This is a genomic window from Ramlibacter sp. bp-362, assembly GCF_054956735.1.
The window spans coordinates 209,330-235,746 of sequence record NZ_JBUDXE010000003.1 but is presented as its reverse complement, the minus strand read 5'-3'; the positions used below and the strand labels follow the sequence as shown (position 1 = coordinate 235,746).

General features: G+C 70.3%; 23 protein-coding genes. 18 read left to right on the top strand and 5 right to left on the bottom strand.

Annotated elements, in window-relative coordinates; genetic code table 11:
- The first annotated feature begins 56 nt into the window (after positions 1-56).
- Positions 57-1,199: a PQQ-dependent sugar dehydrogenase gene (locus tag ACY0MJ_RS05610; RefSeq protein ID WP_462637341.1), complete on the top strand. Its 1,143-nt coding sequence runs from the start codon at positions 57-59 to the stop codon at positions 1,197-1,199.
- Positions 1,200-1,296: 97 nt separating this feature from the next.
- Here the strand turns inward: ACY0MJ_RS05610 and ACY0MJ_RS05605 are convergent, their stop codons facing one another.
- Genes ACY0MJ_RS05605 through ACY0MJ_RS05595 form a run of 3 tightly spaced genes read right to left on the bottom strand, consistent with a single transcriptional unit; the run spans position 1,297 to position 4,089 of the window.
- Positions 1,297-1,950, bottom strand: a complete 654-nt coding sequence (locus ACY0MJ_RS05605; RefSeq protein ID WP_462637340.1) for a response regulator transcription factor — start codon at positions 1,948-1,950, stop codon at positions 1,297-1,299.
- 16 nt (positions 1,951-1,966) lie between these two features.
- On the bottom strand, positions 1,967-3,061 hold the full coding sequence (locus ACY0MJ_RS05600) for an ATP-binding response regulator (protein ID WP_462637338.1): 1,095 nt from the start codon (positions 3,059-3,061) through the stop codon (positions 1,967-1,969).
- 44 nt (positions 3,062-3,105) lie between these two features.
- Positions 3,106-4,089, bottom strand: a complete 984-nt coding sequence (locus ACY0MJ_RS05595) for an ATP-grasp domain-containing protein (protein WP_462637337.1) — start codon at positions 4,087-4,089, stop codon at positions 3,106-3,108.
- A gap of 46 nt (positions 4,090-4,135) precedes the next feature.
- On the opposite strand from ACY0MJ_RS05595, the gene ACY0MJ_RS05590 reads away from it, so the two are divergent.
- The 7 genes from ACY0MJ_RS05590 (at position 4,136) to ACY0MJ_RS05560 (ending at position 14,376) form a co-directional block, all read left to right on the top strand.
- Complete coding sequence (locus ACY0MJ_RS05590; protein ID WP_462637336.1) at positions 4,136-4,741, top strand: isochorismatase family protein; 606 nt, start codon at positions 4,136-4,138, stop codon at positions 4,739-4,741.
- Positions 4,742-4,745: 4 nt separating this feature from the next.
- Complete coding sequence (locus tag ACY0MJ_RS05585; RefSeq protein ID WP_462637335.1) at positions 4,746-6,647, top strand: propionate--CoA ligase; 1,902 nt, start codon at positions 4,746-4,748, stop codon at positions 6,645-6,647.
- A 154-nt stretch (positions 6,648-6,801) separates the two neighbouring features.
- Positions 6,802-9,669, top strand: a complete 2,868-nt coding sequence (locus tag ACY0MJ_RS05580) for a 2-oxoglutarate dehydrogenase E1 component (protein ID WP_462637334.1) — start codon at positions 6,802-6,804, stop codon at positions 9,667-9,669.
- Between the two features lie 138 nt (positions 9,670-9,807).
- The gene (gene odhB, locus ACY0MJ_RS05575; protein WP_462637332.1) at positions 9,808-11,082 is read left to right on the top strand and encodes a 2-oxoglutarate dehydrogenase complex dihydrolipoyllysine-residue succinyltransferase; all 1,275 of its coding nucleotides are present in this window, start codon (positions 9,808-9,810) and stop codon (positions 11,080-11,082) included.
- A gap of 10 nt (positions 11,083-11,092) precedes the next feature.
- Positions 11,093-12,502: a dihydrolipoyl dehydrogenase gene (gene lpdA / locus ACY0MJ_RS05570; RefSeq protein ID WP_462637331.1), complete on the top strand. Its 1,410-nt coding sequence runs from the start codon at positions 11,093-11,095 to the stop codon at positions 12,500-12,502.
- Positions 12,503-12,628: 126 nt separating this feature from the next.
- A complete protein-coding gene (gene zapE / locus ACY0MJ_RS05565; protein WP_462637330.1) occupies positions 12,629-13,726 on the top strand; it encodes a cell division protein ZapE in 1,098 nt (365 codons plus the stop codon).
- Positions 13,723-14,376, top strand: coding sequence for a hypothetical protein (locus ACY0MJ_RS05560; RefSeq protein WP_462637329.1), 654 nt, complete (start codon positions 13,723-13,725; stop codon positions 14,374-14,376). Before zapE ends, ACY0MJ_RS05560 begins: the two co-directional genes overlap by 4 nt.
- A 24-nt stretch (positions 14,377-14,400) precedes the next feature.
- Here the strand turns inward: ACY0MJ_RS05560 and ACY0MJ_RS05555 are convergent, their stop codons facing one another.
- Positions 14,401-15,165, bottom strand: coding sequence for a PP2C family protein-serine/threonine phosphatase (locus ACY0MJ_RS05555; RefSeq protein ID WP_462637328.1), 765 nt, complete (start codon positions 15,163-15,165; stop codon positions 14,401-14,403).
- Positions 15,166-15,263: 98 nt separating this feature from the next.
- Between ACY0MJ_RS05555 and ACY0MJ_RS05550 the strand changes: the two genes are divergently transcribed.
- Positions 15,264-15,467: a YdcH family protein gene (locus ACY0MJ_RS05550; RefSeq protein WP_462637327.1), complete on the top strand. Its 204-nt coding sequence runs from the start codon at positions 15,264-15,266 to the stop codon at positions 15,465-15,467.
- A gap of 95 nt (positions 15,468-15,562) precedes the next feature.
- Positions 15,563-17,461: an ATP-dependent DNA helicase gene (locus tag ACY0MJ_RS05545; protein ID WP_462637475.1), complete on the top strand. Its 1,899-nt coding sequence runs from the start codon at positions 15,563-15,565 to the stop codon at positions 17,459-17,461.
- A 1-nt stretch (position 17,462) separates the two neighbouring features.
- On the opposite strand, the gene ACY0MJ_RS05540 is transcribed toward ACY0MJ_RS05545, so the two are convergent.
- Positions 17,463-18,266: an outer membrane protein assembly factor BamD gene (locus ACY0MJ_RS05540; RefSeq protein ID WP_462637326.1), complete on the bottom strand. Its 804-nt coding sequence runs from the start codon at positions 18,264-18,266 to the stop codon at positions 17,463-17,465.
- A gap of 45 nt (positions 18,267-18,311) precedes the next feature.
- On the opposite strand from ACY0MJ_RS05540, the gene ACY0MJ_RS05535 reads away from it, so the two are divergent.
- The 8 genes from ACY0MJ_RS05535 (at position 18,312) to ispG (ending at position 26,409) form a co-directional block, all read left to right on the top strand.
- Positions 18,312-19,397, top strand: a complete 1,086-nt coding sequence (locus ACY0MJ_RS05535) for an RluA family pseudouridine synthase (protein WP_462637474.1) — start codon at positions 18,312-18,314, stop codon at positions 19,395-19,397.
- 58 nt (positions 19,398-19,455) lie between these two features.
- Complete coding sequence (scpB, locus tag ACY0MJ_RS05530; RefSeq protein WP_462637325.1) at positions 19,456-20,178, top strand: SMC-Scp complex subunit ScpB; 723 nt, start codon at positions 19,456-19,458, stop codon at positions 20,176-20,178.
- Positions 20,069-21,529, top strand: coding sequence for a pseudouridine synthase (locus ACY0MJ_RS05525; protein WP_462637324.1), 1,461 nt, complete (start codon positions 20,069-20,071; stop codon positions 21,527-21,529). The genes scpB and ACY0MJ_RS05525 overlap by 110 nt, the downstream gene beginning before the upstream one ends.
- Before the next feature lie 247 nt (positions 21,530-21,776).
- Positions 21,777-22,202: a nucleoside-diphosphate kinase gene (gene ndk, locus ACY0MJ_RS05520; RefSeq protein ID WP_462637323.1), complete on the top strand. Its 426-nt coding sequence runs from the start codon at positions 21,777-21,779 to the stop codon at positions 22,200-22,202.
- 7 nt (positions 22,203-22,209) lie between these two features.
- Positions 22,210-23,355: a dual-specificity RNA methyltransferase RlmN gene (gene rlmN / locus ACY0MJ_RS05515; protein ID WP_462637322.1), complete on the top strand. Its 1,146-nt coding sequence runs from the start codon at positions 22,210-22,212 to the stop codon at positions 23,353-23,355.
- 6 nt (positions 23,356-23,361) lie between these two features.
- Entirely contained in the window at positions 23,362-24,192 is an 831-nt protein-coding gene (gene pilW / locus ACY0MJ_RS05510) for a type IV pilus biogenesis/stability protein PilW (protein ID WP_462637321.1), read from the top strand.
- Complete coding sequence (locus ACY0MJ_RS05505; protein ID WP_462637320.1) at positions 24,185-25,138, top strand: helix-turn-helix domain-containing protein; 954 nt, start codon at positions 24,185-24,187, stop codon at positions 25,136-25,138. The genes pilW and ACY0MJ_RS05505 overlap by 8 nt, the downstream gene beginning before the upstream one ends.
- Positions 25,138-26,409, top strand: a complete 1,272-nt coding sequence (gene ispG / locus ACY0MJ_RS05500; protein WP_462637319.1) for a flavodoxin-dependent (E)-4-hydroxy-3-methylbut-2-enyl-diphosphate synthase — start codon at positions 25,138-25,140, stop codon at positions 26,407-26,409. The genes ACY0MJ_RS05505 and ispG overlap by 1 nt, the downstream gene beginning before the upstream one ends.
- Positions 26,410-26,417 lie beyond the last annotated feature (8 nt).

Here is a 26,417-nt window from a genome sequence, read left to right as displayed (position 1 = left end):
CCGCCGCCGGGGACGCATCCCACGGCGGGCCGCGCCTGGGGAACAATGCATCCACCATGCGCGCAAGCCATCCGAACCTCGCCCTCCGCCGGCTCTGGGGCCGGCTGGCAGGCGCCTGCACGGGCGCCATTGTCGCAGCCTGCGCCCTCCTTGCGGGGCCCGCCTGGGGCGTCGAGGCGCAGACCGTCGCCGCGGGCCTGGAGCATCCCTGGGCCGTGGCCTTCCTGCCACAGGGCCGCTTCCTCGTGACCGAGCGTCCGGGGCGCATGCGCGTCGTGGATGCGCAGGGGCGGCTGGGTCGGCCGCTGGCGGGCGTGCCTTCGGTGGCGGCGCGAGGGCAGGGCGGGCTGCTGGATGTGGTCACCGATTCCGGCTTCGCCTCCAACCGCACGATCTTCTTCTGCTTCTCCGAGCCGGGCGGCGGCGGCAACAGCACGGCGCTCGCCCGCGCGCGCCTCGCGGACGACGAGCGCAGCCTGCAGGACGTGCGCGTGATCTTCAGCCAGAAGCCCAAGGTGGCGAGTTCGGCGCACTTCGGCTGCCGGATCGTGGAGGCGCGCGACGGCACGCTGTTCCTCACGCTGGGCGAGCGCTTCTCGCGCAAGGAGGACGCGCAGAAACTGGACAACCATCTCGGGAAGATCGTGCGCGTGCAGAAGGACGGCGGCATCCCCAAGGACAATCCCTTCGTGGGCCGCGCCGGCGCGCTGCCCGAGATCTGGAGCTACGGCCACCGCAACGCGCAGGGCGCGACGCTGGCGCCCGACGGCCGCTTCTGGATGCACGAGCACGGGCCCCAGGGCGGCGACGAGATCAACCTGCCGCAGGCGGGGCGCAACTATGGCTGGCCCGTGATCACGTACGGCGAGAACTACGGCGGCGGGCCGATCGGCGAAGGGATCACGCAGAAGGCGGGGATGGAGCAGCCGCTGCACTACTGGGTGCCGTCGATCGCGCCTTCGGGGATGGCGTTCCTCACCAGCGACCGGTATGGGGACGCGTGGAAGGGCGACCTGTTCGTCGGGTCCTTGAAGTTCGGCTACCTCGATCGCATCGAGCTCGAAGGCGGCAAGGTGAAGCGCGAGGAGAAGCTGCTGCAGGGCATCGGGCGGGTGCGGGACGTGCGGCAGGGGCCGGATGGGCTGCTGTACCTGGTGACGGACGAGAGCGACGGGAAGCTGGTGCGGGTGGTGCCCTGAGGGTGAAGCTGGGGTTCGCTGCGCTCACCACCAGCCTACCGGGAGGTTCGCGTGCCCGTAGGCTGGCGGTGAGCCGCAGGCGAACCCCAGCAGCGATTCATGCTTTCACCAACCCCTTGCGCACCGCGTAGCGCGTCAGGCTCGCGATGTCGTTCAGCCGCAGGCGCTCCATGATGCGCGCGCGGTGCACGTCGACCGTCTTCGGGCTCAGCCCCAGTTCGAACGCGATTTCCTTGGCCGACTTGCCTTGCGCGATCAGCGTGAGGATCTCCACCTGGCGCGTGGTCAGTTCGTCGTCGACGGTCGGCTCCGAGGGCTGCAGCAGGCGCTGGGCCACCGCGGCGCTGAAGTAGCTGCCGGTGGCCATCACGCTGCGCAGCGCCTGTTCCAGCTCGAAGGGCGGCGCGTCCTTCATCAGGTAGCCGCAGGCGCCGTTGGCGACGGCGCGCTTGACGAAGTCCACCGTGTCGTACATCGACAGGACGATCACCCGCACGTCGGGGAAGCGGGAGTGGATCTCCGCGATGGCCGTGATGCCGTCCATGCCGGGCATGGAAATGTCGGTCATCACCACGTCGGGCTTCACCGATTCCAGCAGCGCCAGCAGCTCGTTGCCGTTGCGGGCCTCGGCGATCACCTGGACGCCGTCCACGGTGGAGAGCAGGGCCTTGATGCCGGAGCGCACGAGGTCGTGGTCGTCCGCCAGGACGACCTGGATCGGGAGGGGCGCGTTGCTGTTCTTCTGCATCATGGATTGGTTTCGTCGTTCACAGGACCGCGCGGATGGCCACGCCGCGCCCTTCGCGGGTCCGGATGTGCAGGCGGCCGCCCGCGAGTTCCGTCCGCTCGATCATGCCGTAGAGGCCGATGTTCCTCTCGGTCTGATGGCCGTTGAGCACGGCCGCCTTGTCGAACCCGATGCCGTCGTCCAGCATCAGGACACTGATGCGGCCGCGCGGCAGGAAGCGCAGCCGCACCCGCACCTTCGAGGCCTGCGCGTGGCGCACCGTGTTGGTCAGCGCCTCCTGCACCAGCCGCACGGCGACGGCCGCATTCTCCTCCAGCGTCCGCGGCTCCTGCCCGCGCGTGCTGAGCTCGCAGCGCAGGCCGGCGGGTTCGGCGATCCGCTGCATCGCGGACTGCACGGCCGGCACCAGCCCCAGCAGGTCCAGCTGCGCCGGGCGCAGCGAGAACGACAGCGTCTTCAGCTGCTGCAGCGCGCCGTTGGCGAGCTCCGCCGCCGTGTCGCTGTGCTTGCGCTTCACCTCCGGGTCGGGCGTGCGCTCCGCCGCGTGCAGGTGGATCACCACCGCCGTGAGCGTCTGCCCCAGCTGGTCGTGCAGTTCGCGCGAGATGTGCGAGCGTTCCCGCTCCTGGGCCAGCACGAAGCGGGCCGACAGTTCCTTCAGGCGCGCATAGGCGGACTGCAGTTCGGCGTCGAGCCGCTCCTTCTCCTCCGCGCGCCGGCGCTCCTCGAGCACCCGGCCGATGATCTGCGGCAGGGTCCCCAGCTTGTCCTTGGTCAGGTAGTCCTTGGCGCCGCAGCGCAGGACGTGCACGGCCGCCTCCTCGCCGATCGCGCGCGTCAGCACGATCAGCGGCAGGCTGGAGCGCCGCGTCACCAGGATCTGGAGCGCGGCGTAGGGCGAGAAGCGGGGCAGGTTGAAGTCGCAGAGGATGGCGTCCCAGTGGCCCTGCAGGGCGGCCACGAAGCTGGCGGCGTTGTCGACCCGGTGCAGCTCGTAGCGGCGCGCCGGGTCGGCGCGCTCCAGCGCGATGCCCATCAGCTCGACGTCGTCCGGGTTGTCCTCCACGCACAGCAGCCGGATGGGGGGGGAGTCGTGAACTGCGCTGCTGGCCATGGGAAGTGCGCGGCAAGTTTACCGTCGCGCTCGGCACGGCTCGCTTAGGCAAGTTCCCTAGGCTCAGGCCACCGAGATTCGATCTGCGCCTGCAGGTAGTCCACCACGCGCTCGAACGGGTCGAAGCCGAAGGCCTCGCCGATCGAGGGCCGCAGGTTGGAGTTGGCGTTGATGTCGTAGAAGACCCGGCGGCCGTCGGTGGTTTCCAGGTACTCGATGCCGCCCACGTCCAGGCCCACGGCCCGCACGATGCGCTTCGCCGTGGCGACGGCCTCGGCCGGCACCTCGGGGAAGGGATGGAATTCCACCGGCGGCGCGTCCACGTCCTGCGCAGCGGGGATCTCGCACACGCCTTCGCCGTCGTCGGGATTGCACACCGGCGAGGGGCACAGGTTGAAGCGGCCGTGGGTCTGCACGCGCATCGCGTAGAGCAGTTCGCCGCCCACGAACTCCAGGCGCACGATGCCTTGCTCCGGGTCGTGCGGCAGGTATTCCTGCAGCAGGAACAGGTTGTCGGGCAGCCAGTACGAGGGGTCGCGCCGGAAGATCGCCTCGACCTCCGCGATCGACTCGACGACCTGGATGCGGGCGCCGCTGCCGCCCTGGTCCGGCTTCAGCACGGCCGGCCAGGTGAGCTCGCCGGCGCGCGCATGCAGCGCGGCGGCGTCGTTGAAAGTCACCGATCGCGGCGTGGGAATGCCCAGCGTGCGCAGCAGCGTGGCCTGCACGCTCTTGCTCAGCTCCAGCGCGAACACGTCCGCGCCGTTGAGCACGCGTGCCCCCAGCCGCTCCAGGGTGCGCATGCAGGCCAAGGCCAGCGGCACGGCGCGCGCGTTGCCGCGGAGGTAGGCACTGGGACTGGCCTGGTTGAAGTAGAGGCGCGCCCGCGGGGTGTCGGTGTTGGCGAAGGCGGCGTGCGTGACGTCGAAGGGCTCGAAGGCCACGCCGCGGCGCTCCAGGGCCGCGAACAGCGGCTTCTGCCACTCGGGGTGCTCGTGCAGGACGACGAGGTCGGGATGACGGGTCATGGAACCATGCTAGCCGCCAGTGAATAATCGGGAGGAAAGGAATGCCATGCTGCTGGACGCCGAAGACTCCCAACTCGTGCTGGTCGACTACCAGCAGCGCCTGATGCCCGCCATCCACGAAGGCGAGCTCGTCCTGGCCAACGCGGCGCGGCTGGCCAGCATCGCGCAACTGCTGCAGGTGCCGCTGTGGGCCACCGAGGAGAACCCGGACGGGCTGGGCCGCACGGTCGAGGCGCTGCAGCCGCTGGTGGCCGGGCGGGTGCTGTCCAAGATGACCTTCGACGCGACCAGCGTGCTGCTGCCCCGGCTGAAGCCCGCCGCGCGCGCGCAGCAGGGCGGCAACGCGCGCAGCCTGCCGAAGCACCTGCAGAAGGCCGCCCCGCCCGCGGAGGCGCGCGAGAGCATCGTCGTGGCGGGCTGCGAGGCGCACGTGTGCCTGATGCAGACGGCGCTGGGCCTGCTGGAGGAGGAACTGGAGGTCTGGGTCGTCACCGACGCCTGCAGTTCGCGCAGCGAACGCAGCCGCGACGCCGCCTTCGACCGCCTGGCCGGCGCCGGCGCGGAGCTGGTGACGACCGAGATGGTCGCCTTCGAGTGGCTCAGGGATGCGGGACATCCCCGTTTCAGGGAAGTGCTGGCGCTGCTCAAATGAGGGCATGAGCCAAGCCACCACCTACGCGGAGTTCTACCGGCGCTCGATCGAGGAGCGCGATGCCTTCTGGGCCGAGCAGGCGCAGCTGATCGACTGGCACGTGCAGCCGAAGCAGGTCTGCGACGCCAGCCATCCGCCGTTCTACCGCTGGTTCGCGGGCGGGCAGACCAACCTGTGCCACAACGCGGTGGACCGGCACCTGGGCGAGCGCGCGCAGCAGCCGGCGCTGATCTACGTCTCCACCGAGACGGGCCAGGAGCGCACCTGGACCTTCGCCGAGCTGCACCGGGAGGTGCAGCGCATGGCGGCCGTGCTGCAGTCGCTGGGCGTGGGCAAGGGCGACCGCGTGCTGCTCTACATGCCCATGATCCCGGAAGCGGCTTTCGCCATGCTGGCCTGCGCGCGCATCGGCGCGATCCACGCGGTGGTGTTCGGCGGCTTCGCCTCGGTGTCGCTGGCGGCGCGGATCGACAATGCCGCGCCCAAGGTGGTGGTCAGCGCCGACGCCGGCTCGCGCGGCGGCAAGGTCGCGCCGTACAAGCCCCTGCTGGACGAAGGGATCCGCCTGGCCAAGCACAAGCCCGAGGCGGTGCTGCTGGTCGACCGCGGGCTCGCGCCCATGGAAAAGGTGGCCGGGCGCGACCACGACTGGGCCACGCTGGCCGACCGCCATGCGCACGCGCAGGTGCCCTGCACCTGGCTGGACGCCACGGACATCAGCTACACGCTCTACACCAGCGGCACCACCGGCAGCCCGAAGGGCGTGCAGCGCGACGTCGGCGGCTACGCCGTGGCCCTGGCGGCCAGCATGAAGCACATCTTCCTGGGCCAGCCCGGCGAGACCTATTTCTCCACGAGCGACATCGGCTGGGTCGTGGGCCACAGCTACATCGTGTACGGGCCGCTGATCGCGGGCATGGCCACGATCATGTACGAAGGCCTGCCGATCCGGCCCGACGCCGGCATCTGGTGGAGCCTGGTCGAGAAGTACAAGGTGACGTCGATGTTCAGCGCGCCGACGGCGGTGCGCGTGCTGAAGAAGCAGGATCCGGCCTTCCTGAAGAAGTACGACCTGTCCAGCCTGCGCGCGCTGTTCCTGGCCGGCGAGCCGCTGGACGCGCCGACGGCGCAGTGGATCCACGAGGGCCTGGGCGTGCCCGTGATCGACAACTACTGGCAGACCGAGAGCGGCTGGCCCATCCTCACCGTCGCCAACGGCGTCCAGGCCATGCCCAGCAAGTTCGGCAGCCCCGGCGTGCCCATGTACGGCTACGACGTGCGCATCGTCCACGAATCCACGGGCGAGGAACTGACGGGCCCCGACCAGAAGGGTGTCGTGGTGATCAAGGGCCCGACGCCGCCCGGCTTCATGCAGACGGTGTGGCAGGACGACGAGCGCTACGTGCAGACCTACTGGTCCAGCATTCCGGGGACGCAGGTGTACAGCACCTTCGACTGGGGCATCCGCGACGAGGACGGCTACTTCTACATCCTCGGCCGCACCGACGACGTGATCAACGTGGCCGGCCACCGGCTGGGCACGCGCGAGATCGAGGAGAGCATCTCCAGCCACCCGAACATCGCGGAAGTGGCGGTGGTGGGCGTGGCCGACCAGCTCAAGGGGCAGGTCGCCATGGCCTTCGCCGTGCCGCGCGATGCCTCCGGGCTGGTGGACGAGAAGGCCCGCCTCAAGCTGGAAGGCGAGGTGATGAAGGTCGTCGACGAGCGCCTGGGCCCCGTCGCGCGGCCGGCCCGCGTGCGCTTCGTGACGGCGCTGCCCAAGACGCGCAGCGGAAAGATGCTGCGCCGCGCGATCCAGGCCGTGTGCGAAGGCCGCGACCCCGGCGACCTGACGACCATCGAGGACCCGACGGCGCTGCAGCAGATCCGGGACCTCATGTCCTGATCTTGGTGCAAACCCTGATTCGGTGGCACAATCCCCATCGCAACCAGGGCCCTTCCACCCACAGTCGCATCCGCCAACCGGTAAAGCCGTGCAGCGGAAGGTTCACCAACCAGCTCAGGCCTCCTGAAGGGAGGCGGAAAGTAGCGCACAGGATATGAGCGACCAAAGCTCGGTCTATTCGGCCTTCCGGGGCAATTCCTACCTCTTCGGCGGCAACGCCCCGTACGTCGAGGAGATGTACGAGAACTACCTCGCCAACCCGGGCAGCGTGCCCGACCACTGGCGCGATTACTTCGACGCCCTGCAGCACGTCCCCGCGGTGGACGGCAGCAACGCCAAGGACGTCCCCCACCTCCCCGTCGTCAACGCCTTCGCGCAGCGCGCCAAGCAGGGCGGCACGCGCGTGGTCGGTGCGCGCGGCGCGGACTCGGAAATGGCGCGCAAGCGCACGGCGGTCCAGCAGCTGATCGCCGCCTACCGCAACGTCGGCGCGCGCTGGGCCGACGTCGACCCGCTCAAGCGCGCCGAGCGCGAGAACATCCCCGAGCTGGAGCCCTCCTTCTACGGCTTCAGCGACGCCGACCAGGAAGCGGTGTTCAACACCAGCAACACCTTCTTCGGCAAGGACAGCATGCCGCTGCGCGAGCTGCTGAACGCGCTGCGCGAAACCTACTGCGGCACCATCGGCGCCGAGTACATGTACATCAGCGACCAGAGCCACAAGCGCTGGTGGCAGCAGAAGCTGGAATCCATCCGCAGCAAGCCGGCCTTCGACGCCGAGAAGAAGCGCCACATCCTGGACCGCCTCACGGCCGCCGAGGGCCTGGAACGCTTCCTGCACACCAAGTACGTGGGCCAGAAGCGCTTCTCGCTGGAAGGCGGCGAGAGCTTCATCGCCTCGATGGACGAACTGATCCAGCGCGCCGGCGAGAAGGGCGTGCAGGAGATCGTGATCGGCATGGCCCACCGCGGCCGCCTGAACGTGCTGGTGAACACCCTGGGCAAGATGCCCAAGGACCTGTTCGCCGAGTTCGACCACACCGCGCCGGAAGACCTGCCGGCCGGCGACGTGAAGTACCACCAGGGCTTCAGCTCCGACGTCAGCACGCCTGGCGGCCCGGTGCACCTGAGCCTGGCCTTCAACCCCTCGCACCTGGAGATCGTGAACCCGGTGGTGGAGGGCTCGGTGCGCGCCCGCATGGACCGCCGCGCCGACGCGCAGGGCAAGCAGGTGCTGCCGGTGCTGGTGCACGGCGATGCCGCCTTCGCCGGCCAGGGCGTGGTGATGGAGACGCTGGCGCTGGCCGAGACGCGCGGCTACTTCACCGGCGGCACGGTGCACATCGTCATCAACAACCAGATCGGCTTCACCACCTCCGACCCGCGCGACGCCCGTTCCACCCTGTACTGCACCGACGTCGTCAAGATGATCGAGGCGCCGGTGCTGCACGTGAACGGCGACGATCCCGAGGCCGTCGTGCTGGCGACCCAGCTGGCCCTCGAGTACCGCATGGAGTTCGCCAAGGACGTGGTGGTGGACATCGTCTGCTTCCGCAAGCTGGGCCACAACGAGCAGGACACGCCCTCGCTGACCCAGCCGCTCATGTACAAGAAGATCGCGGCCCACCCCGGCACGCGCAAGCTGTACGCCGACAAGCTGGCCGCGCAGGGCCTGGGCGAGTCGCTGGGCGACGACATGGTCAAGGCGTACCGCGCCGCCATGGACGCGGGCAAGCACACGGTGGATCCGGTGCTGTCCAACTTCAAGAGCAAGTACGCGGTGGACTGGTCGCCCTTCCTGGGCAAGAAGTGGACCGACGCCGCCGACACGGCGATCCCGCTGGCCGAGTGGAAGCGCCTGGCCGAGCGCATCACGACGGTGCCGGAGAACTTCAACGTGCACCCGCTGGTGCGCAAGGTGCTGGAAGACCGCGCCGCCATGGGCCGCGGCGAGGTCAACGTGGACTGGGGCATGGGCGAGCACATGGCCTACGCCTCGCTCGTCGCCTCCGGCTACCCGGTGCGCCTGTCGGGCGAGGACGTCGGCCGCGGCACCTTCGTGCACCGCCACGCCGTCCTGCACGACCAGGGCCGCGAGCGTTGGGACACCGGCACCTACGTGCCGCTGGAGAACGTCGCCGACAACCAGGCGCCCTTCGTCGTCATCGACTCCATCCTGTCGGAAGAGGCGGTGCTGGGCTTCGAGTACGGCTACGCGTCCAACGACCCCAACACGCTGGTGATCTGGGAAGCGCAGTTCGGCGACTTCGCCAATGGCGCGCAGGTCGTGATCGACCAGTTCATCGCCTCGGGCGAGGTGAAGTGGGGCCGCGTCAACGGCATCACGCTGCTGCTGCCGCACGGCTACGAAGGGCAGGGCCCCGAGCACAGCTCGGCGCGCCTGGAGCGCTTCATGCAGCTGTCGGCCGACACCAACATCCAGGTCTGCCAGCCCACGACGGCCAGCCAGATCTTCCACCTGCTGCGCCGGCAGATGATCCGCAGCCTGCGCAAGCCCCTGGTGATCATGACGCCCAAGTCGCTGCTGCGGAACAAGGACGCCACCTCGCCGCTGTCGGAGTTCACCAAGGGCGCGTTCCAGACGGTGATCCCGGAGCACAAGGAGCTCAAGGCCGACAAGGTCAGGCGCGTGATCGTCTGCTCGGGCAAGGTCTACTACGACCTCGCGAAGAAGCGCGACGAGAAGGGCGACGACGTGGCCATCATCCGCGTCGAGCAGCTGTATCCCTTCCCGCACAAGGCCTTCGCCGCGGAGCTGAAGAAGTACCCCAACGCGACCGAGCTCGTGTGGTGCCAGGACGAGCCGCAGAACCAGGGCGCGTGGTTCTTCATCCAGCACAACATCCACGAGAACATGAGCGAAGGCCAGAAGCTGGGTTATGCCGGCCGCGCCGCCTCCGCCTCGCCCGCCGTGGGCTATTCGCACCTGCATGCCGAGCAGCAGAAGGCGCTCGTGGATGCGGCGTTCGCGAAGCTGAAGGGGTTCGTCCTCTCGAAATAGCGGCTTTCGTCATCCCCGCGAAGGCGGGGACCCAGCGCTCCCGCGTTCCACCTGCCGCTGCGCGGCAGGTCTCAAAGCCCTGGGTTCCCGCCTCCGCGGGAATGACGGCCATCTCCAGAACACCAGAAAGACAATCAAATGGCTATCGTTGAAGTGAAGGTCCCGCAGCTGTCCGAATCGGTTGCGGAGGCGACCCTCCTGCAGTGGAAGAAGAAGGCGGGCGAGGCCGTCGCGCAGGACGAGATCCTGATCGAGATCGAGACCGACAAGGTCGTGCTCGAAGTGCCGGCCCCCAACGCCGGCGTGCTGGCCGAGATCGTCGTGGCCGACGGCGGCACCGTCACCTCCGACCAGGTGATCGCGAAGATCGACACCGAAGGCAAGGCCGGCGCCGCCGCGCCTGCCGCCGCGCCCGCGGCTGCCAAGCCGGCGCAGGCCACGCCCAGCGCCGTCGCCAGCGCACCGGCCCCCGCGGGCGGCGGCGCGAAGTCGGACATTGCCATGCCTGCCGCGCAGAAGATGATGGCGGACAACAACCTGCCGGCCGGCTCCGTGGCCGGCACGGGCCGCGACGGCCGCGTCACCAAGGGCGACGTGATCGGCGCCCTGGCCGGCGGCACCGCCGCCAAGGCGGCCCCCGCGGCCGTGCCCGCCGCGCCGGCCCGCGCGCCGCTGCCCAGCGCCCCCTCCGTCTCCTCGCCCGATTTGGGCGACCGCCCCGAGCAGCGCGTGCCCATGAGCCGCCTGCGCGCCCGCGTCGCCGAGCGCCTGCTGCAGTCGCAGTCCACCAATGCCATCCTGACCACCTTCAACGAGGTGAACATGGCGCCCGTGATGGAGATGCGCAAGCGCTTCCAGGAGAAGTTCGAGAAGGAACACGGCGTCAAGATCGGCTTCATGTCCTTCTTCGTGAAGGCGGCCGTGCACGCGCTCAAGAAGTACCCGGTGATCAACGCCTCCGTGGACGGCAACGACATCGTGTACCACGGCTACTTCGACATCGGCATCGCGGTGGGCTCGCCGCGCGGCCTGGTGGTGCCGATCCTGCGCAACGCCGACCAGATGTCCTTCGCCGACATCGAGAAGAAGATCGCCGAGTTCGGCCAGAAGGCGCGCGACGGCAAGCTCGGGCTGGAAGAGCTCACCGGCGGCACCTTCTCGATCTCCAACGGCGGCGTGTTCGGCTCGATGCTCTCCACGCCCATCATCAACCCGCCGCAGTCGGCCATCCTGGGCGTGCACGCGACCAAGGACCGCGCCGTGGTGGAGAACGGCCAGATCGTGGTCCGGCCGATGAACTACCTGGCCATGTCCTACGACCACCGCATCATCGACGGCCGCGAGGCCGTGCTGGGCCTGGTCGCCATGAAGGAAGCGCTGGAAGACCCGGCCCGCCTCCTCTTCGACATCTGAGGAGGACGGCATGGCAAGGCAATTCGACGTGATCGTCATCGGCGGCGGTCCCGGCGGCTACATCGCCGCCATCCGCGCCGCGCAGCTGGGCTTCAACACCGCCTGCATCGACGAGTGGAAGAACAAGGCGGGCGGCCCCGCGCCGGGCGGCACCTGCACGAACGTGGGCTGCATCCCGTCCAAGGCGCTGCTGCAGTCCTCCGAGAACTACGAGCACGCGGCGAAGCACTTCGGCGACCACGGCATCCAGGTGAGCGGCCTGTCGCTGGACGTGCAGAAGATGCTCGCCCGCAAGGACGCCGTCGTGAAGCAGAACAACGACGGCATCCTGTACCTGTTCAAGAAGAACAAGGTCAGCTTCTTCCACGGCCGCGGCTCGTTCGTGAAGGGCTCCGCCGAGGGCTACGAAATCAAGGTCGGCGACGAGACGCTGACCGGCAAGCACGTGATCGTCGCCACGGGTTCCAACCCGCGTGCGCTGCCGGGCGTGCCCTTCGACGAGGAGAAGATCCTGTCGAACGACGGCGCGCTGCGCATCCCGGCCGTGCCGAAGAAGCTGGTGCTGATCGGCTCCGGCGTGATCGGCCTGGAGATGGGTTCCGTCTGGCGCCGCGCCGGCGCCGACGTGACGGTGCTGGAAGCGCTGCCCACGTTCCTGGGCGCGGTGGACGAGCAGATCGCCAAGGAAGCGCACAAGGCCTTCACGAAGCAGGGCCTCAAGATCGAGCTGGGCGTGAAGGTCGGCGAGATCCAGCCCGGCACCTCGGTGGCCTACACCAACGCCAAGGGCGAGGCGCAGAAGATCCCCGCCGACGTGGTGATCGTCTCCATCGGCCGCGTGCCCAACACGAACGGGCTGAACCCCGAAGCCGTGGGCCTGAAGCTCGACGAGCGCGGCGCCATCGTGGTGGACGGCGACTGCCGCACCAACCTGCCCAACGTGTGGGCGGTGGGCGACGTGGTGCGCGGCCCGATGCTGGCGCACAAGGCGGAGGAAGAGGGCGTCGCCGTGGCCGAGCGCATCGCCGGCCAGCACGGGCACGTCAATTTCAACACCATCCCCTGGGTGATCTATACCAGCCCGGAGATCGCGTGGGTGGGCCGCACCGAGCAGCAGCTCAAGGCCGACGGCGTGCAGTACAAGGCCGGCACCTTCCCCTTCATGGCGAACGGCCGCGCCCGCGCCCTGGGCGACACGACCGGCATGGTGAAGTTCCTGGCCGACGCGAAGACCGACGAGATCCTGGGCGTGCACATCGTGGGCCCCATGGCCAGCGAGCTGATCTCCGAAGCCGTCGTCGCGATGGAATTCCGCGCCTCCAGCGAAGACATCGCCCGCATCTGCCACGCCCACCCGTCGCTCTCCGAAGCGACCAAGGAAGCGGCGCTGGCGGTGGACAAGCGGACGCTCAACTTCTGAAATCGGACAGCCGGACGCAAAAGTCGCGAAGATGACGCAAAGGTCGCAAAAGAAATCCATTGAAGGTTTTCTTTGCGACTTTTGCGAAACCTTCGCGACCTTTGCGTCCTTGCATTCAGGTATTCGATGAGCGTCCGCGAAGTCTACGAAGCGGAGCTCCAGGCCCGTGGTTACCAGAGCGACCCGGCGCAGCTGCGCGGGGTCGCTGCGCTGGAGCGCTGCGCGACGGAATGGTCGCACTACAAGGCGCAGCGGTCCAATGCGCTCAAGAAGCTGATCCACCGCCCCGCCATCCCGCGGGGCGTCTACATGTACGGCGGGGTGGGGCGCGGCAAGAGCTTCCTGATGGACTGCTTCTTCCAGGCGGTGCCGGTGGTGCGCAAGACGCGCCTGCACTTCCACGAGTTCATGCGCGAGGTGCACCGCCAGCTCGCCGAGCTGCAGGGCACCGTCAACCCGCTGGACGCGCTCGGCGCGCGCATGGCCAGGCGTTACCGGCTGATCTGCTTCGACGAGTTCCACGTCGCCGACATCACCGATGCGATGATCCTGCACCGCCTGCTCGATGCGCTGTTCGAGCACGGCGTCGGCTTCGTCACCACGTCCAACTTCAAGCCCGACGACCTGTACCCCAACGGCCTGCACCGCGACCGCATCCTGCCCGCGATCGCGCTGCTGAACGAGAAGCTGGAGGTGATCAGCGTCGACAACGGCACCGACTACCGGCGCCGCACCATGGAGCAGGTGAAGCTCTATCACACGCCGCTGGGCCCGCAGGCCGACGCCGAGATGAATGAGGCCTTCACCCGCCTGGCCGAGTCGCGGGACGAGGACCCGGTGCTGCTGATCGAGCACCGCGAGATCCGCGCCCGGCGCAAGGCCGGCGGCGTCGTCTGGTTCGACTTCCGCACGCTGTGCGGCGGCCCGCGCTCGCAGAACGACTACCTGGAGATCGCCAGCCAGTTCCATACCGTGCTGCTGAGCGACGTGCCGCGCATGGCTGCGCGCAATGCCTCGGAAGCACGAAGATTTACCTGGCTGGTGGACGTCCTTTACGATCGCCGTGTCAAACTGATCGTGTCGGCCGAGGTGCCGCCCGAGGCGTTGTACACCGAGGGCGCGCTGGCCCACGAGTTCCCGCGCACGGTCTCGCGCCTCAACGAGATGCAGTCCGCCGACTTCCTCGCCCTCGAACACCGCACCGTCGACACGCGCCTCACATGAAGCACCACCTCCTCCTCGCCCTGGCCCTGCTGGCCGCCGGCTCCGCGCTGGCGCAGCCGCGGGACGCCGACGCGGAGCGCGAGCGCATCCGCGCGGAGCGCTCGGCCGCCGATGCGCGCTACGCGCAGGAGCAGAAGGCCTGCCGCGCGAAGTTCGCCGTCAACGACTGCCTGGCCCAGGTCCGGCGCGCGCACAACGCGACGCTCGCCACGCTGCGCCGGCAGGAACGCGTGCTGGACCAGGCGGAGCGCCAGCGCCGCGCCGCCGAGCGCCGGCGCGAACTGGAGGAGCGCAACTCGCCCGAACGCCAGGCCGCCGAGGCGCAGCAGCGCGCCCGGGCCATCGCGGCGCAGCAGCAGCGTGAGGCGCAGGCCGCGGAGAAGGCCGCCCGCCGCGCCGAAGCCGAGGCGAACAAGGCGCAGCGCGCGCCCCGCACGCCGAAGGCCTCCGCCCCCCACGGCCCGCAAGGCACGCCGCGCGCGCCCGCCGAGGCGCACCGCGGCAACGCGCCCACGCCGGAAGAGGCCGCGAAGAACCGCGCCGCCTACGAGGAAAAGCTGCGGGAGGCCGAGCGCCACAAGGCCGAGGTCGAAGCCCGCGCGGCCCGGCGCAAGAAACCCAAGGCGCCGGACCTGCCCGACCCGCAGTGAACGCGGCGCGCGGGCCGCGCCCGCTCACTCGTCCAGCGGCTCGAGCTTGACGATCAGCAGCGAGAGGTTGTCGCCGCCGCCGTGGGCGCGGGAGCGCGCCTTCTCGATCAGGAACTCGGTCGCCTCGCGCGGCGACAGCGAGGACAGGACCGAACCGAGCTCCTCGGCGCTGAAGTAGTGCCAGACGCCGTCGCTGCAGGCGAGCAGTGTGTCGCCGGGGCGCAGCTGCTCGATGAAGTGCAGTTCCGCCGGCGGGTCGTCCTCCGCGCCCAGGCACCCCATCAGGATGTTGGACTGCGGGTGCACGTTCGCTTCCTCCTCGGTCAGCTCGCCGCGGTCCACCAGCGTCTGCACGTAGGAGTGGTCCATGGTCCGCTTGACCAGGCGGTTGCTGTGGAAGTGGTAGATCCGCGAATCGCCCGCATGCACCCAGTGGCATTCGCCGTTGGGGTTGATGATGAAGGCGGCGATGGTGCTGTGCGGCTCCTGCTCCGAGGAGATCGCCGTGAGCTTGATCACCAGGTGCGACTCCTGCACCATCTGCTTCAGCAGGGCGGGCGGGTCGTCGTGGTCGGGCGAGTAGCGGTCGAACAGCTGCTTGCAGGTCATCATGACCTGGTCGGAAGCCTTGCGGCCGCCGCTGCGGCCGCCCATGCCGTCGGCCACCACGCCGAGCACGCAGCCGTTGACCCGGGGGTGCGCCACCAGGGCGATCTGGTCCTGCTGGTACTCGCGGTCTCCCTTGTGGATGCCGGTGGAGGCGGTGAGTCGGTAACCTTTGCTGCTCATGGGCGAGAAACGATGCGCTGGCGCGCGATCGCTCGATTATTGCGTGCGAAGGTCGTATTATCGAGTGAACCTGCAGCGGCGCCCCGCTTCTTTTCACCTTGGACTCCAACCTGCACTCTCCCGAAAGGCGCCTGATCGAGCTGCGCATGGAGCACGCCGACCTCGACGCGATGATCGACCGCGCGTCCGAACAGGCCCCGATCGACGAACTGATGATGCGCCGGCTCAAGAAGCGCCGCCTGGCGCTGCGCGACCAGATCGCCCGCCTGGAACTGGCGCTCGACCCCAAAGAACCGGCGTGAGCGGGCTGGAGCAGCTCGCGCGCGAAGCCTTCGTGCCCGGCGGCGTGCTGGCGCGCGCGGCCGAGGCCTTCCTGCCCCGCGCCGGCCAGACCGAGATGGCGGCCGCCGTGGCCCGCACCATCACCGAGGGCGGGGCGCTGGTCGTCGAGGCCGGCACCGGGGTCGGCAAGACCTTCTCCTACCTCGTGCCGGCGCTCCTGAGCGGCGAACGCGTGCTGCTCTCCACCGCCACCAAGACGCTGCAGGACCAGCTGTTCGCGCGCGACCTGCCGCGCCTGGCCGAAGCCCTGGGCCTGCCCGTGCGCATGGCCTTGCTGAAGGGCCGCGGCAGCTACCTGTGCGCGCACCGGCTCGAACTGGCGCGCCGCGACGCGAGCCTGCCGGACCGCACCGCCGTGCGGACGCTGGCCAGGATCGAGGAGTGGGCGCAGGGCACGCGCACCGGCGACCTCGCGGAGATGCCGGGCCTGGACGAACGCTCACCGGTGTTGCCGCTGGTGACGTCCACGCGCGAGAACTGCCTCGGCTCGCAGTGCCCCAAGTTCCGCGGCTGCCACGTCAACGCGGCGCGGCGCGAGGCGCTCGCGGCGGATGTCTTGGTGATCAACCACCACCTGTTCTTCGCCGACCTCGCCGTGCGCGAGTCCGGCATGGCCGAACTGCTGCCGACGGTGCGCGTCGTGGTGTTCGACGAGGCGCACCAGCTCAATGAAACGGGCGTGCAGTTCCTCGGCCGCCAGCTGGGGACGGGGCAGGTGCTGGACTTCACGCGCGACCTGCTGGGCGCCGGCCTGCAGTTCGCCCGCGGGCTGGTGGACTGGCAGCAGCTGGCCGCCGCCACCGAGCGCGCCGCGCGCGACCTGCGCCTGGCCGTCGGCCGCACGCCGCCGGGCGCGCGCCTGCGCTGGCAGGACGAAGCGCCGGAAGGCGTGTCCCCCGAGGCCTGGGCGCAGGCGCTGGACACGCTGGCGCAGGCCCTCGAGGACGCGGCCGAAGGCCTGGCCACCGTCAGCGAGATCGCGCCGGACTTCGTGCGCCTGCACGAGCGCGCGGCGCTGCTGGCGCAGCGCGTGCGCGCCTTCGGGCTGCCGGCGGAGCCGGGCTCGGTGCGTTGGCTGGACGCCGGCACGCACCTGCGCCTGGTGGAGTCGCCGCTGGACATCGCCGAGGCCGTGCAGCAGAAGCTGCTGAAGGCCGGCGCCGATCCGGAGGCGGAGGGCGCGCGCCGCGCCTGGATCTTCACCTCGGCGACGCTGGGCGACGACGCGCGCCTGTCCTGGTTCACCGAGCCCTGTGGCCTGGGCGAGGCCGAGGTGCTGCGCGTCGCGAGCCCCTTCGACTATCCCGCGCAGGCGGCGCTGTACGTGCCGCGCAGCCTGCCGCGGCCCAACGCCCCGGGCCACAGCGGCGCCGTCGCGGCGCTGGCGCAGCGCGCGGCGCGCCGCATCGGCGGCCGCACCATGGTCCTGACCACCACGCTGCGGGCGCTGCGCGCGATCGGCGAGCAGCTGCAGGCGCGCTTCGAGGGCTCGGGCGAGATCGAGGTGCTGGTGCAGGGCCAGTGGCCCAAGCGGCGCCTGATCGAGCGCTTCCGCGAGGGGGCGGGCCACGGCCGCCCGGGGTGCATCCTGGTCGCTTCCGCCTCGTTCTGGGAGGGCGTGGACGTGCCCGGCGACGCGTTGCAGCTGGTGATCATCGACAAGCTGCCCTTCCCGCCGCCGGGCGACCCGCTGGTGGAAGCGCGCGGCCAGCGGCTGGAGGCGCAGGGCCGCAGCCCGTTCAACGACTACTTCGTGCCGGAAGCGGCGGTGGCGCTGAAGCAGGGCGCCGGCCGCCTGATCCGCCGCGAGACCGACCGCGGCCTGCTGGTCGTGTGCGACACGCGCCTGGTGCAGATGGGCTACGGCCGCCGCCTGCTGGCGGCCCTGCCGCCGATGCGGCGGCTGAACGACGAGGCGGAATTCGACGAGGCGCTGGACAGCCTCGCGGGCTAGGTCACCAGAACTGCCACCAGCGCTTGCCGGCCGGCCGCGTCGAGCCCGTGAGATAGGGGCTCGCGGGGTAGTTCTTCTCCAGCACGCGGCGCGTGTCGTCGCGCAGCTGCGCCATCCCCAGCGCATCGTAGGAACGCATCAGGATGAACAGCGCCTCCTCCAGCGCCGGCACGTCGCGGTAGTCCGCCAGCGCCGCCTGCGCCCGGTTGATCGCCGCCACGTAGGCGCCGCGCTGGTAGTAGTAGCGCGCCACGTGCACCTCGTACTGCGCCAGCGAGTTGACGATGTACGTCATGCGGGCGCGCGCATCCGGCGTGTACTTGGAGTCGGGGAAGCGGGTGACCAGCTCGCGGAAGGATTCGAAGGATTCCTTGGCCGCCTTCTGGTCGCGCTCCGACAGGTCCTGGCGGGAGATGAACGAGAACAGGCCCAGGTTGTCGTTGAAGTTGACGATGCCCTTGAGGTACAGCGCGTAGTCGAGCGCCGGGCTGGCCGGGTGCAGCTTGATGAAGCGGTCCAGCGTGGCCAGGGCCTGCGCCTGCTCGCCGCTCTTGTAGTAGGCGTAGGCGCGCTCCAGCTGGGCCTGCTGCGCCAGCGGCGTGCCGGCGGCGCGGCCCTCGAGCTTCTCGAACAGCGGGATCGCCTTGTCGAAGTTGCCCGAGTTCAGTTCGTCCTGCGCTTCCGAGTGGATGCGGTTCGGGCTCCAGGAGGCGGTCTTGTCCTCCTCCTTCATGCTGGAGCACGCGGCCAGCACGCTGGCGGCGAGCAGCACAGGGACGACCGATAATTTGCCTCGAACGAGCACGCGCAACTTTCTGGACCAAGAGGGCGAGCCATTATATCGACCGACCTGTCGCACACGGGCAGCGAAGACCTGCTGGAAGAGCCTGGCGCCGAGGCGGAGACGCGCCCCTTCGCGATCGGCGCCGCGCTGCACGGCGAGCGCCTGGACCGCGCGCTGGCGCAGCTGGTGCCGGAGTTCTCGCGCAGCTACCTGCAGCAGCTGGTGGAGGCCGGCGCCGTGCGCCTGGGCGCGACGGTGGCGACGCGGCCGGCGCAGCGCGTGCGCGCGGGCGAGGTCGGCACGATCGAGCTGCGGCCCACGCCGCAAAGCCAGGCCTTCCAGCCGGAGGACATCCCGCTGGCGGTGGTGCACGAGGACGCGCACCTGCTGGTGGTCGACAAGCCCGCGGGCCTGGTGGTGCATCCGGCGCCGGGCAACTGGAGCGGCACGCTGCTCAACGCGCTGCTCGCGCGCGATCCGCAGGCGCGCGCGCTGCCGCGCGCCGGCATCGTGCACCGCCTGGACAAGGACACCAGCGGCCTGATGGTGGTGGCGCGCACGCGCGCCGCGATGGATGCCCTCGTCGCCAGGATCGCCGCGCGCGAGGTCTCGCGGCAGTACCTCGCGCTGGCGCACCGCCCCTGGCAGGGCGCGCCGCACCGGCGCATCGAGGCCGCGATCGGCCGCGACCCGCGCAACCGCCTGCGCATGGCCGTCGTCGATCCGCAGCGGCATCCCGGCAAGCCCGCCGCCACGGTGGTGGACCTGCTGGAGCAGGGCGTGGCGGGCTGCGCCCTGCTGTGCACCCTGGAGACGGGGCGCACGCACCAGATCCGCGTGCACCTGGCGCACATCGGGCATCCGCTCGTGGCCGATCCGCTCTATGGCGGCGCCCTCGCGGCGGGCCTGCAGAGGCAGGCGCTGCACGCCGCGCGGCTGGCCTTCGTGCATCCGGTCACCGGGGTGTCGCTGGCCTTCCACGCCCCGCTGCCGCCCGAGCTGCGCGCGGCGTGGTCCGCGTGGGGCCTGCGTTACAATGAATCCGAACGGCTCGCGAGCCAGCCCGCGGCGGCCGCCTTCGATGGCGGGTCCGGCCCGGCACCCGCTCCGGCGCCCTTCCCAGGGGCCCGGACGCGGCGGCAAGAACAATAAAGCCCTTGGCCCAGAATCGCGGCGCCCCGGGAGGCGCCCCTTCCATCACGACAAGACGATGAATACGGCGGATGCCAAGCGCGTCCTCGAGACCGCGCTGATCTGCACGCAGCAGCCGCTGCAGGTGCGCGAGCTGCGCGTGCTGTTCGCCGACGAGCTCGGCGCCGACACCATCAAGGAACTGCTCGCCGAGCTGCAGCTGGACTGGGCGCAGCGCGGCGTGGAACTCGTCTGCGTGGCCAGCGGCTGGCGCTTCCAGAGCCGGCCCGAGATGCGCGAGTACCTCGACCGCCTGCATCCGGAGAAGCCGCCGAAGTACAGCCGTGCCGCGCTCGAGACGCTCGCCATCATCGCCTACCGCCAGCCGGTGACGCGCGGCGACATGGAAGACATCCGCGGCGTCACGATCAACACGCAGATCCTCAAGCAGCTGGAAGACCGCGGCTGGATCGAGGTGATCGGCCACCGCGAGGCCGCCGGCCGTCCGGCGCTCTACGCGACGACGCGCCAGTTCCTGGACGACCTGGGCCTCGCCTCGCTCGACCAGCTGCCGGAGCTGCAGGGCCCGGCGCAGCAGGGCGTGTTCGAGGCGCTGGCCCAGCAGGCCGGCGAACCGCAGCCCGAGCTGGCCATGGATGCCGAAGCGGGCGAGGGCGCCGAAGGGGGCGCCGATGCCGACGCCGCCGCGTCCGCGCAACCCGGCGAGGCCGAGCCGGCCCCGGCCGCCCCCAACGGCGCCGGCCTCGGCGACCATGATCCGGCGCAAGCCATCGAGACCTGAACCCATGAACGACCCGATCGACGCGATGGCCCGCACGCCTGGGGAAGACGGCCTGCGGGAAGACGAGCAGGCGCGCGCGCAGGAGCAGGCGCCGGAAGCCGACGAAGCCGAACTCGAAGCCGAAGCCGAAGACGAAGCCGAGGGCCAGCGCGAACCGGCCCCCGCGGCGTCCGCCGCCGCCGAGCCCGGCATCCGCTTCGAGGACGTCGTCACCGGCCGCTTCGACGAGGAGGAGCAGGACGCCGACGCGGCCGCGCCCAAGCGCGTGCTGGCGCCCCAGCCGGAAACGCCCAAGCTGCACAAGGTGCTGGCGCAGGCGGGCCTCGGTTCGCGGCTGGAGATGGAGCAGCTGATCATGGAAGGGCGGATCTCGGTCAACAACGAGCCCGCCCACATCGGCCAGCGCATCCAGTTCGGCGACCAGATCAAGGTCAACGGCAAGCCGATCAAGGTGCGCATCGCGCCGCCGCCGCCGCGCGTGATCGCCTACCACAAGCCGGTCGGCGAGGTCGTCACGCACGACGACCCGCAGAACCGTCCCACCGTGTTCCGCAAGCTGCCCAAGCTGCAGCAGGGCAAGTGGCAGTCGGTCGGCCGCCTGGACCTGAACACCGAGGGCCTGCTGCTGTTCACGAGCTCCGGCGAACTGGCCAACAAGCTCATGCACCCGCGCTTCGGCCTGGAGCGCGAGTACGCGGTGCGCGTGCTGGGCGCGCTCACCACGGAGGAGCGCCAGCGCCTGCTGGACGGGGTGGAACTGGAGGACGGCCGCGCCGCCTTCGGCACCATCGACGAGGGCGGCGGCGAAGGCTCCAACGTCTGGTACCGCGTGACGATCAACGAGGGCCGCAACCGCGAGGTGCGCCGCCTCTTCGAGGCGGTCGGCCACGCCGTGAGCCGCCTGATCCGCATCCGCTACGGCGCGATGGTGCTGCCGCGCGGCCTCAAGCGCGGCGCCTGGATGGAACTCGGCGAGCGCGACATCGACGCGCTCACCCGCGCGGCCGGCGTGCCCGGCCTGGCGCGGCAGGAAGGTCGCGAAGGCGGCGGCGAACGCGGCGGCAAGGGCGGCCGCAACAAGCGCCGCGGCGGCCCCCGCGGCGACGGCCCGCGCCCGCAGGGCGGCCCGTCCGCCCGCCAGGGCAAGCCGCAGCAGGGCCAGGGCCGGCGCAAGTCGGGCGGCGGCGGCGGTTCGGGCGGCGGCAGCCAGCCGGACCCGATGAAGACGTCGCTGGGCTACATCGGCGCCGACAGCTTCAACCGCCAGCGCCGCGGCGGCCCCGGCGGCATGCCCGGCGGCGGCGGCGGCCGAGGCGGCCCGCGCCGCGGCGGTGGCCGCGGGCGCGGCTGAGCGGGCGGCTCGCCACCAGAAGAACGCAGAGGACGCAAAGGTTTCGCAGAGGACGCGGAGAAAATCAGGAAATCTTTTTTCCTCTGCGTTCTCTGCGTAATCTCTGCGTCCTCTGCGTTCTGCTCTCCGGGAACCCGTGCGTCATGCCCGGCAAGAGCAGGGCCATGGAGCCCGGATTAGAATTGCGGGCTTTGCCGAACTTTTTGCCTCCGGCAAAACCCCAAACACAAGCCGAAGGAATACCGCAATGGCCATCGAACGCACCCTCTCCATCATCAAGCCCGACGCCGTCGCCAAGAACGTCATCGGCCAGATCTACGCGCGCTTCGAGGCGGCCGGCCTGAAGGTCATCGCCGCGAAGATGACCCACCTGTCGCGCCAGGAAGCCGAGCAGTTCTACGCCGTCCACAAGGAGCGTCCCTTCTTCAAGGACCTGGTGGACTTCATGATCTCCGGCCCGGTGATGATCCAGGTGCTGGAAGGCGAGGGCGCCATCCTGAAGAACCGCGACCTGATGGGCGCCACCGATCCCAAGAAGGCGGCCGCCGGCACCATCCGCGCCGACTTCGCCGACAGCATCGACGCCAACGCGGTGCACGGCTCCGACGGCCCCGAGACCGCGAAGAACGAAGTCGCCTTCTTCTTCCCGGCCATGAACATCTACTCCCGCTAAGCATGAAATGACGGCCAACCTGCTCGACTTCGACCTCGAGGGTCTGGCCGCGTTCTGCGCGCAGCTCGGTGAAAAGCGCTTCCGCGCCACCCAGCTGTTCCGCTGGATCCACCAGAAGGGCGCGCGCGACTTCGCCCAGATGACGGACCTGGCGAAGTCCCTGCGCGACAAGCTCCAGGGCAGCGCCCGCATCGAGGGCCTGCCCGTCCTCTCCCGGCACGAATCCGCCGACGGCACGATCAAGTGGCTGTTCGACGTGGGCAACGGCGACGCCGTCGAGGCCGTCTTCATCCCCGAGGACGACCGCGGCACGCTGTGCATCTCCTCGCAGGCGGGCTGCGCCGTGGGCTGCCGCTTCTGCTCCACGGGCCACCAGGGCTTCTCGCGCAACCTCACGACCGGCGAGATCGTCGCGCAGCTCTGGTTCGCCGAGCACTTCCTGCGCGCGCACCTCCGAACGAACGGCGAGCGCGTCATCTCCAACGTCGTGATGATGGGGATGGGCGAGCCGCTGCAGAACTATTCGGCCCTCGTGCCGGCGCTGCGCACGATGCTGGACGACCACGGCTACGGCCTGTCGCGCCGGCGCGTGACGGTCTCCACCTCCGGCGTCGTGCCCATGATCGAGCGCCTCGCGCAGGACTGCCCGGTGGCGCTCGCGGTGTCGCTGCATGCGCCCACCGACGACCTGCGCGACAAGCTCGTGCCGCTCAATCGGAAGTACCCGGTCGCGGAGCTGCTCGATGCCTGCGAGGCCTACCTCGCGCACGCGCCGCGCGACTTCATCACCTTCGAGTACGTGATGCTCGATGGCGTGAACGACCTGCCGGAGCACGCGCAGGCGCTGGTGCGGCTGCTGCAGCAGCATCGCGGCCGCGGCATCTCGTGCAAGCTCAATCTGATCCCCTTCAACCCCTTCCCCGCCTCCGGGCTGGTGCGTTCCCCGCAACAGCGCGTGCAGGCTTTCGCGAAAATCCTGAGTGATGCTGGTATCGTGACGACGGTGCGGAAGACGCGCGGCGACGACATCGACGCCGCCTGCGGCCAGCTGGCCGGCGACGTGAAGGACCGCACGCGGGTCGACCGGCGCATCGCGCAGCAACGGATCGTGATGCTCAAGCCGGTCCCCGCCGACACCACGAAGGAGGCGTAGGGGATCATGACGATGGCCATGGCGGCGCGAAGCCGCTTCACGGCGCGGTGGCTGGCGGCCGCCGCGCTCGCGGGGGTGCTGGGCACCACGCTCACCGGTTGCGCCACCCCGCCGGCGCAGGAAACCAGCCTGGCCGACGTCGTGACGCCCTCGCAGGAGAGCGATGCCCGCCGCCGCGCCCGCATCCGCCTGCAGCTCGCCTCCAGCTACTACGAGGAAGGCAAGACCGAGGTCGCGCTCGACGAGCTGAAGCAGGTGCTGGCCGCCGATCCGACCTTCAGCGATGCGTACAACCTGCGCGGCCTGATCTACATGCGCCTGGGCGAGAACGCGCAGGCCGAGGACAGCTTCAAGCGCGCGCTGGCCCTCAACCCGCGCGACGCCGACGCCCACCACAACTACGGCTGGCTGCAATGCGAGCTGGGCCGCTACCCGGAGGCGGCGCGCTCCTTCGAACAGGCGCTGGCCAACCCGCTCTACGGCTCGCGCTCCAAGACGCTGATGGCGCAGGGCATCTGCTACGCGCGTGCCGGCCGGCTGGCCGAGGCCGAGCGGCAGCTCGCGCGCTCTTACGAGCTCGACGCCGGCAATCCCATCACGGGCTACAACCTCGCCAACCTGCTGTTCCGCCGCGGCGAGTACGAGCGCGCGCAGTTCTACATCCGCCGCCTGAACAACAGCGAACTCGCCAACGCCGAATCCCTGTGGCTCGGCATCAAGGTCGAGCGCAGGATGAACGATCCGCTGGCCATGGGCCAGCTCGCCGAGCAACTGCGCAAGCGCTTCCCGAACTCGCGCGAGCGCATCGCGCTCGACAAGGGAGCCTTCGATGACTGAGGCCGGCGCCCCCGTCGAGGACGGCGTGACGGCGGGCGCGCTGCTGCGGCAGGCGCGCGAGGCCGCCGGCCTGCACGTGGCCACCCTGGCCGCGAACCTCAAGGTGCCCGTGCGCAAGCTCGAGGCGCTGGAGGAGGACCGCTACGACCTCCTGCCCGACGCCGTGTTCGTGCGCGCGCTCGCCTCCAGCGTCTGCCGCACGCTCAAGATCGACGCGCAGCCGGTGCTGGAGCGCCTGCCGCAGACGGCCTCGCCGCGGCTGCCGGACGAGGGCAAGGGCATCAACGCGCCTTTCCGTTCGCCCAGCGACGGTCCCGGCCCCGGCCTGCTGGACCAGGTCACGCGGCCGGTGGTGCTGACCGTCGTGGCGCTGCTGCTCGGCGCGCTGGTGCTGATCTTCCTGCCGGTGGCCCAGCGCGGCTACGACAGCGTCACGCAGGCCGCCCGGGTCGATCCCGTGATGCCGCCCCCCGGCGCCGCCGCCAACGTGCCGGCCGCCCCGGTGCCGGTCGAGAGCGCCGGCCCGGCGCCGGCGAGTCCGGCCATGCCGGCGTCGGCCTCGGGCGCGGTGCCGACGCCCGCCGCGGTCAGTGCCGCCCCGCAGGCCAGCGTGGCGCCCGGCGTGCCTGCCGCCGCCCCGGCCGCGACGAGCGCGAGCGCCGTCGCCGCCGCGCCGACATCGGTCGCCGCCAGCGGACCGATCAACGCCAGCGGCACCATCACCTTCCGCACCCGCGGCCCCTCGTGGATCGAGGTGACCGACGCCACCGGCGCCACCGTGTTCCGCAAGCTGATGGAGGCCGGCGAAAGCGCCGGCGCCTCCGGCACGCTGCCGCTGTCGGTCGTCGTCGGCAGCGTCGAGGCGACCGAGGTGCAGGTGCGCGGCAAGCCGTTCAACCTGGGGTCCGTCGCCCGCGACAACGTGGCCCGTTTCGAAGTGAAGTGATGTCCGCTCCCTGCCTGCCCATCGCACCCGCGGCGCCCAAGGCGCGCCGTTCCGCCCAGGCGCGCGTCGCCTGGGGCGCGAACGTGGTCACGGTGGGCGGCGACGCGCCGGTGCGCGTGCAGTCCATGACCAACACCGACACCCAGGACGCGATCGCCACGGCGATCCAGGTGAAGGAACTGGCGCTGGCGGGCAGCGAGCTGGTGCGCATCACGGTCAACACGCCCGAGGCGGCGCAGCAGGTGCCCTACATCCGCGAGCAGCTCGATCGCATGGGCATCGCGGTGCCGCTGATCGGCGACTTCCACTACAACGGCCACCGCCTGCTGCAGGAGTTCCCGGCCTGCGCCGAGGCGCTGTCCAAGTACCGCATCAACCCCGGCAACGTGGGCAAGGGCGACAAGCGCGACCGCCAGTTCGCGCAGATGGTCGAGGCCGCGCTGCGCTGGGACAAGCCGGTGCGCATCGGCGTCAACTGGGGCAGCCTCGACCAGGAGCTGCTCGCCGCGCTGATGGACGAGAACGCGCGCCGCGCCCAGCCCTGGGACGCGAAGCAGGTGATGTACGAGGCGCTGGTCACCTCCGCGATCGAATCCGCGAAGCGCGCCGAGGAACTGGGCATGCGCCACGAGCAGGTGCTGCTGTCCTGCAAGGTGAGCGGCGTGCAGGACCTCGTGGCCGTCTACCGCGAGCTCGCGCGCCGCTGCGACTACCCGCTGCACCTGGGCCTCACCGAGGCCGGCATGGGCACCAAGGGCACGGTCGCTTCCGCCGTGGCGCTGGGCCTGCTGCTGCAGGAGGGCATCGGCGACACGATCCGCGTGTCGCTCACGCCGCAGCCGGGCGAGCCGCGCACGCAGGAGGTGGTGGTCGCCTCCGAGATCCTGCAGGCCCTGGGCCTGCGCAGCTTCGTGCCGAGCGTGACCGCCTGCCCGGGCTGCGGCCGCACGACCAGCACCACCTTCCAGGAGCTGGCCAAGCAGATCGACGACTACCTGCGCGCGCAGATGCCGGTGTGGCGCGCGAAGTACCCGGGCGTGGAGACGATGAAGGTGGCCGTCATGGGCTGCATCGTCAACGGCCCGGGCGAGAGCAAGCATGCCGACATCGGCATCAGCCTGCCCGGCACCGGCGAGGCGCCCGCCGCGCCCGTCTTCATCGACGGGCAGAAGGCGATGACGCTGCGCGGCGAGAACATCGCCGCCGAATTCCACCAGATCGTCGAGAACTACATCGAGAAGCGCTTCGGCAGCGTCGAAGCGCACGCCTGAAGGCGAGT

What these genes read in the sequence shown, in the direction of transcription:
- ACY0MJ_RS05525 (WP_462637324.1), top strand. Translation starts at nt 20,069, where the DNA reads ATGCCGACGCCGCCGCGTCCGCGCAACCCGGCGAGGCCGAGCCGGCCC.
- ACY0MJ_RS05555 (WP_462637328.1), bottom strand. Translation starts at nt 15,165, where the DNA reads ATGAGCAGCAAAGGTTACCGACTCACCGCCTCCACCGGCATCCACAAG.
- ACY0MJ_RS05580 (WP_462637334.1), top strand. Translation starts at nt 6,802, where the DNA reads ATGAGCGACCAAAGCTCGGTCTATTCGGCCTTCCGGGGCAATTCCTAC.
- ACY0MJ_RS05595 (WP_462637337.1), bottom strand. Translation starts at nt 4,089, where the DNA reads ATGACCCGTCATCCCGACCTCGTCGTCCTGCACGAGCACCCCGAGTGG.
- ACY0MJ_RS05590 (WP_462637336.1), top strand. Translation starts at nt 4,136, where the DNA reads ATGCTGCTGGACGCCGAAGACTCCCAACTCGTGCTGGTCGACTACCAG.
- ndk (WP_462637323.1), top strand. Translation starts at nt 21,777, where the DNA reads ATGGCCATCGAACGCACCCTCTCCATCATCAAGCCCGACGCCGTCGCC.
- ACY0MJ_RS05605 (WP_462637340.1), bottom strand. Translation starts at nt 1,950, where the DNA reads ATGATGCAGAAGAACAGCAACGCGCCCCTCCCGATCCAGGTCGTCCTG.
- zapE (WP_462637330.1), top strand. Translation starts at nt 12,629, where the DNA reads ATGAGCGTCCGCGAAGTCTACGAAGCGGAGCTCCAGGCCCGTGGTTAC.
- rlmN (WP_462637322.1), top strand. Translation starts at nt 22,210, where the DNA reads ATGACGGCCAACCTGCTCGACTTCGACCTCGAGGGTCTGGCCGCGTTC.
- ACY0MJ_RS05545 (WP_462637475.1), top strand. Translation starts at nt 15,563, where the DNA reads ATGGCGGCCGCCGTGGCCCGCACCATCACCGAGGGCGGGGCGCTGGTC.
- ACY0MJ_RS05585 (WP_462637335.1), top strand. Translation starts at nt 4,746, where the DNA reads ATGAGCCAAGCCACCACCTACGCGGAGTTCTACCGGCGCTCGATCGAG.
- lpdA (WP_462637331.1), top strand. Translation starts at nt 11,093, where the DNA reads ATGGCAAGGCAATTCGACGTGATCGTCATCGGCGGCGGTCCCGGCGGC.
- ispG (WP_462637319.1), top strand. Translation starts at nt 25,138, where the DNA reads ATGTCCGCTCCCTGCCTGCCCATCGCACCCGCGGCGCCCAAGGCGCGC.
- pilW (WP_462637321.1), top strand. Translation starts at nt 23,362, where the DNA reads ATGACGATGGCCATGGCGGCGCGAAGCCGCTTCACGGCGCGGTGGCTG.
- ACY0MJ_RS05600 (WP_462637338.1), bottom strand. Translation starts at nt 3,061, where the DNA reads ATGGCCAGCAGCGCAGTTCACGACTCCCCCCCCATCCGGCTGCTGTGC.
- ACY0MJ_RS05560 (WP_462637329.1), top strand. Translation starts at nt 13,723, where the DNA reads ATGAAGCACCACCTCCTCCTCGCCCTGGCCCTGCTGGCCGCCGGCTCC.
- ACY0MJ_RS05610 (WP_462637341.1), top strand. Translation starts at nt 57, where the DNA reads ATGCGCGCAAGCCATCCGAACCTCGCCCTCCGCCGGCTCTGGGGCCGG.
- scpB (WP_462637325.1), top strand. Translation starts at nt 19,456, where the DNA reads ATGAATACGGCGGATGCCAAGCGCGTCCTCGAGACCGCGCTGATCTGC.
- ACY0MJ_RS05505 (WP_462637320.1), top strand. Translation starts at nt 24,185, where the DNA reads ATGACTGAGGCCGGCGCCCCCGTCGAGGACGGCGTGACGGCGGGCGCG.
- odhB (WP_462637332.1), top strand. Translation starts at nt 9,808, where the DNA reads ATGGCTATCGTTGAAGTGAAGGTCCCGCAGCTGTCCGAATCGGTTGCG.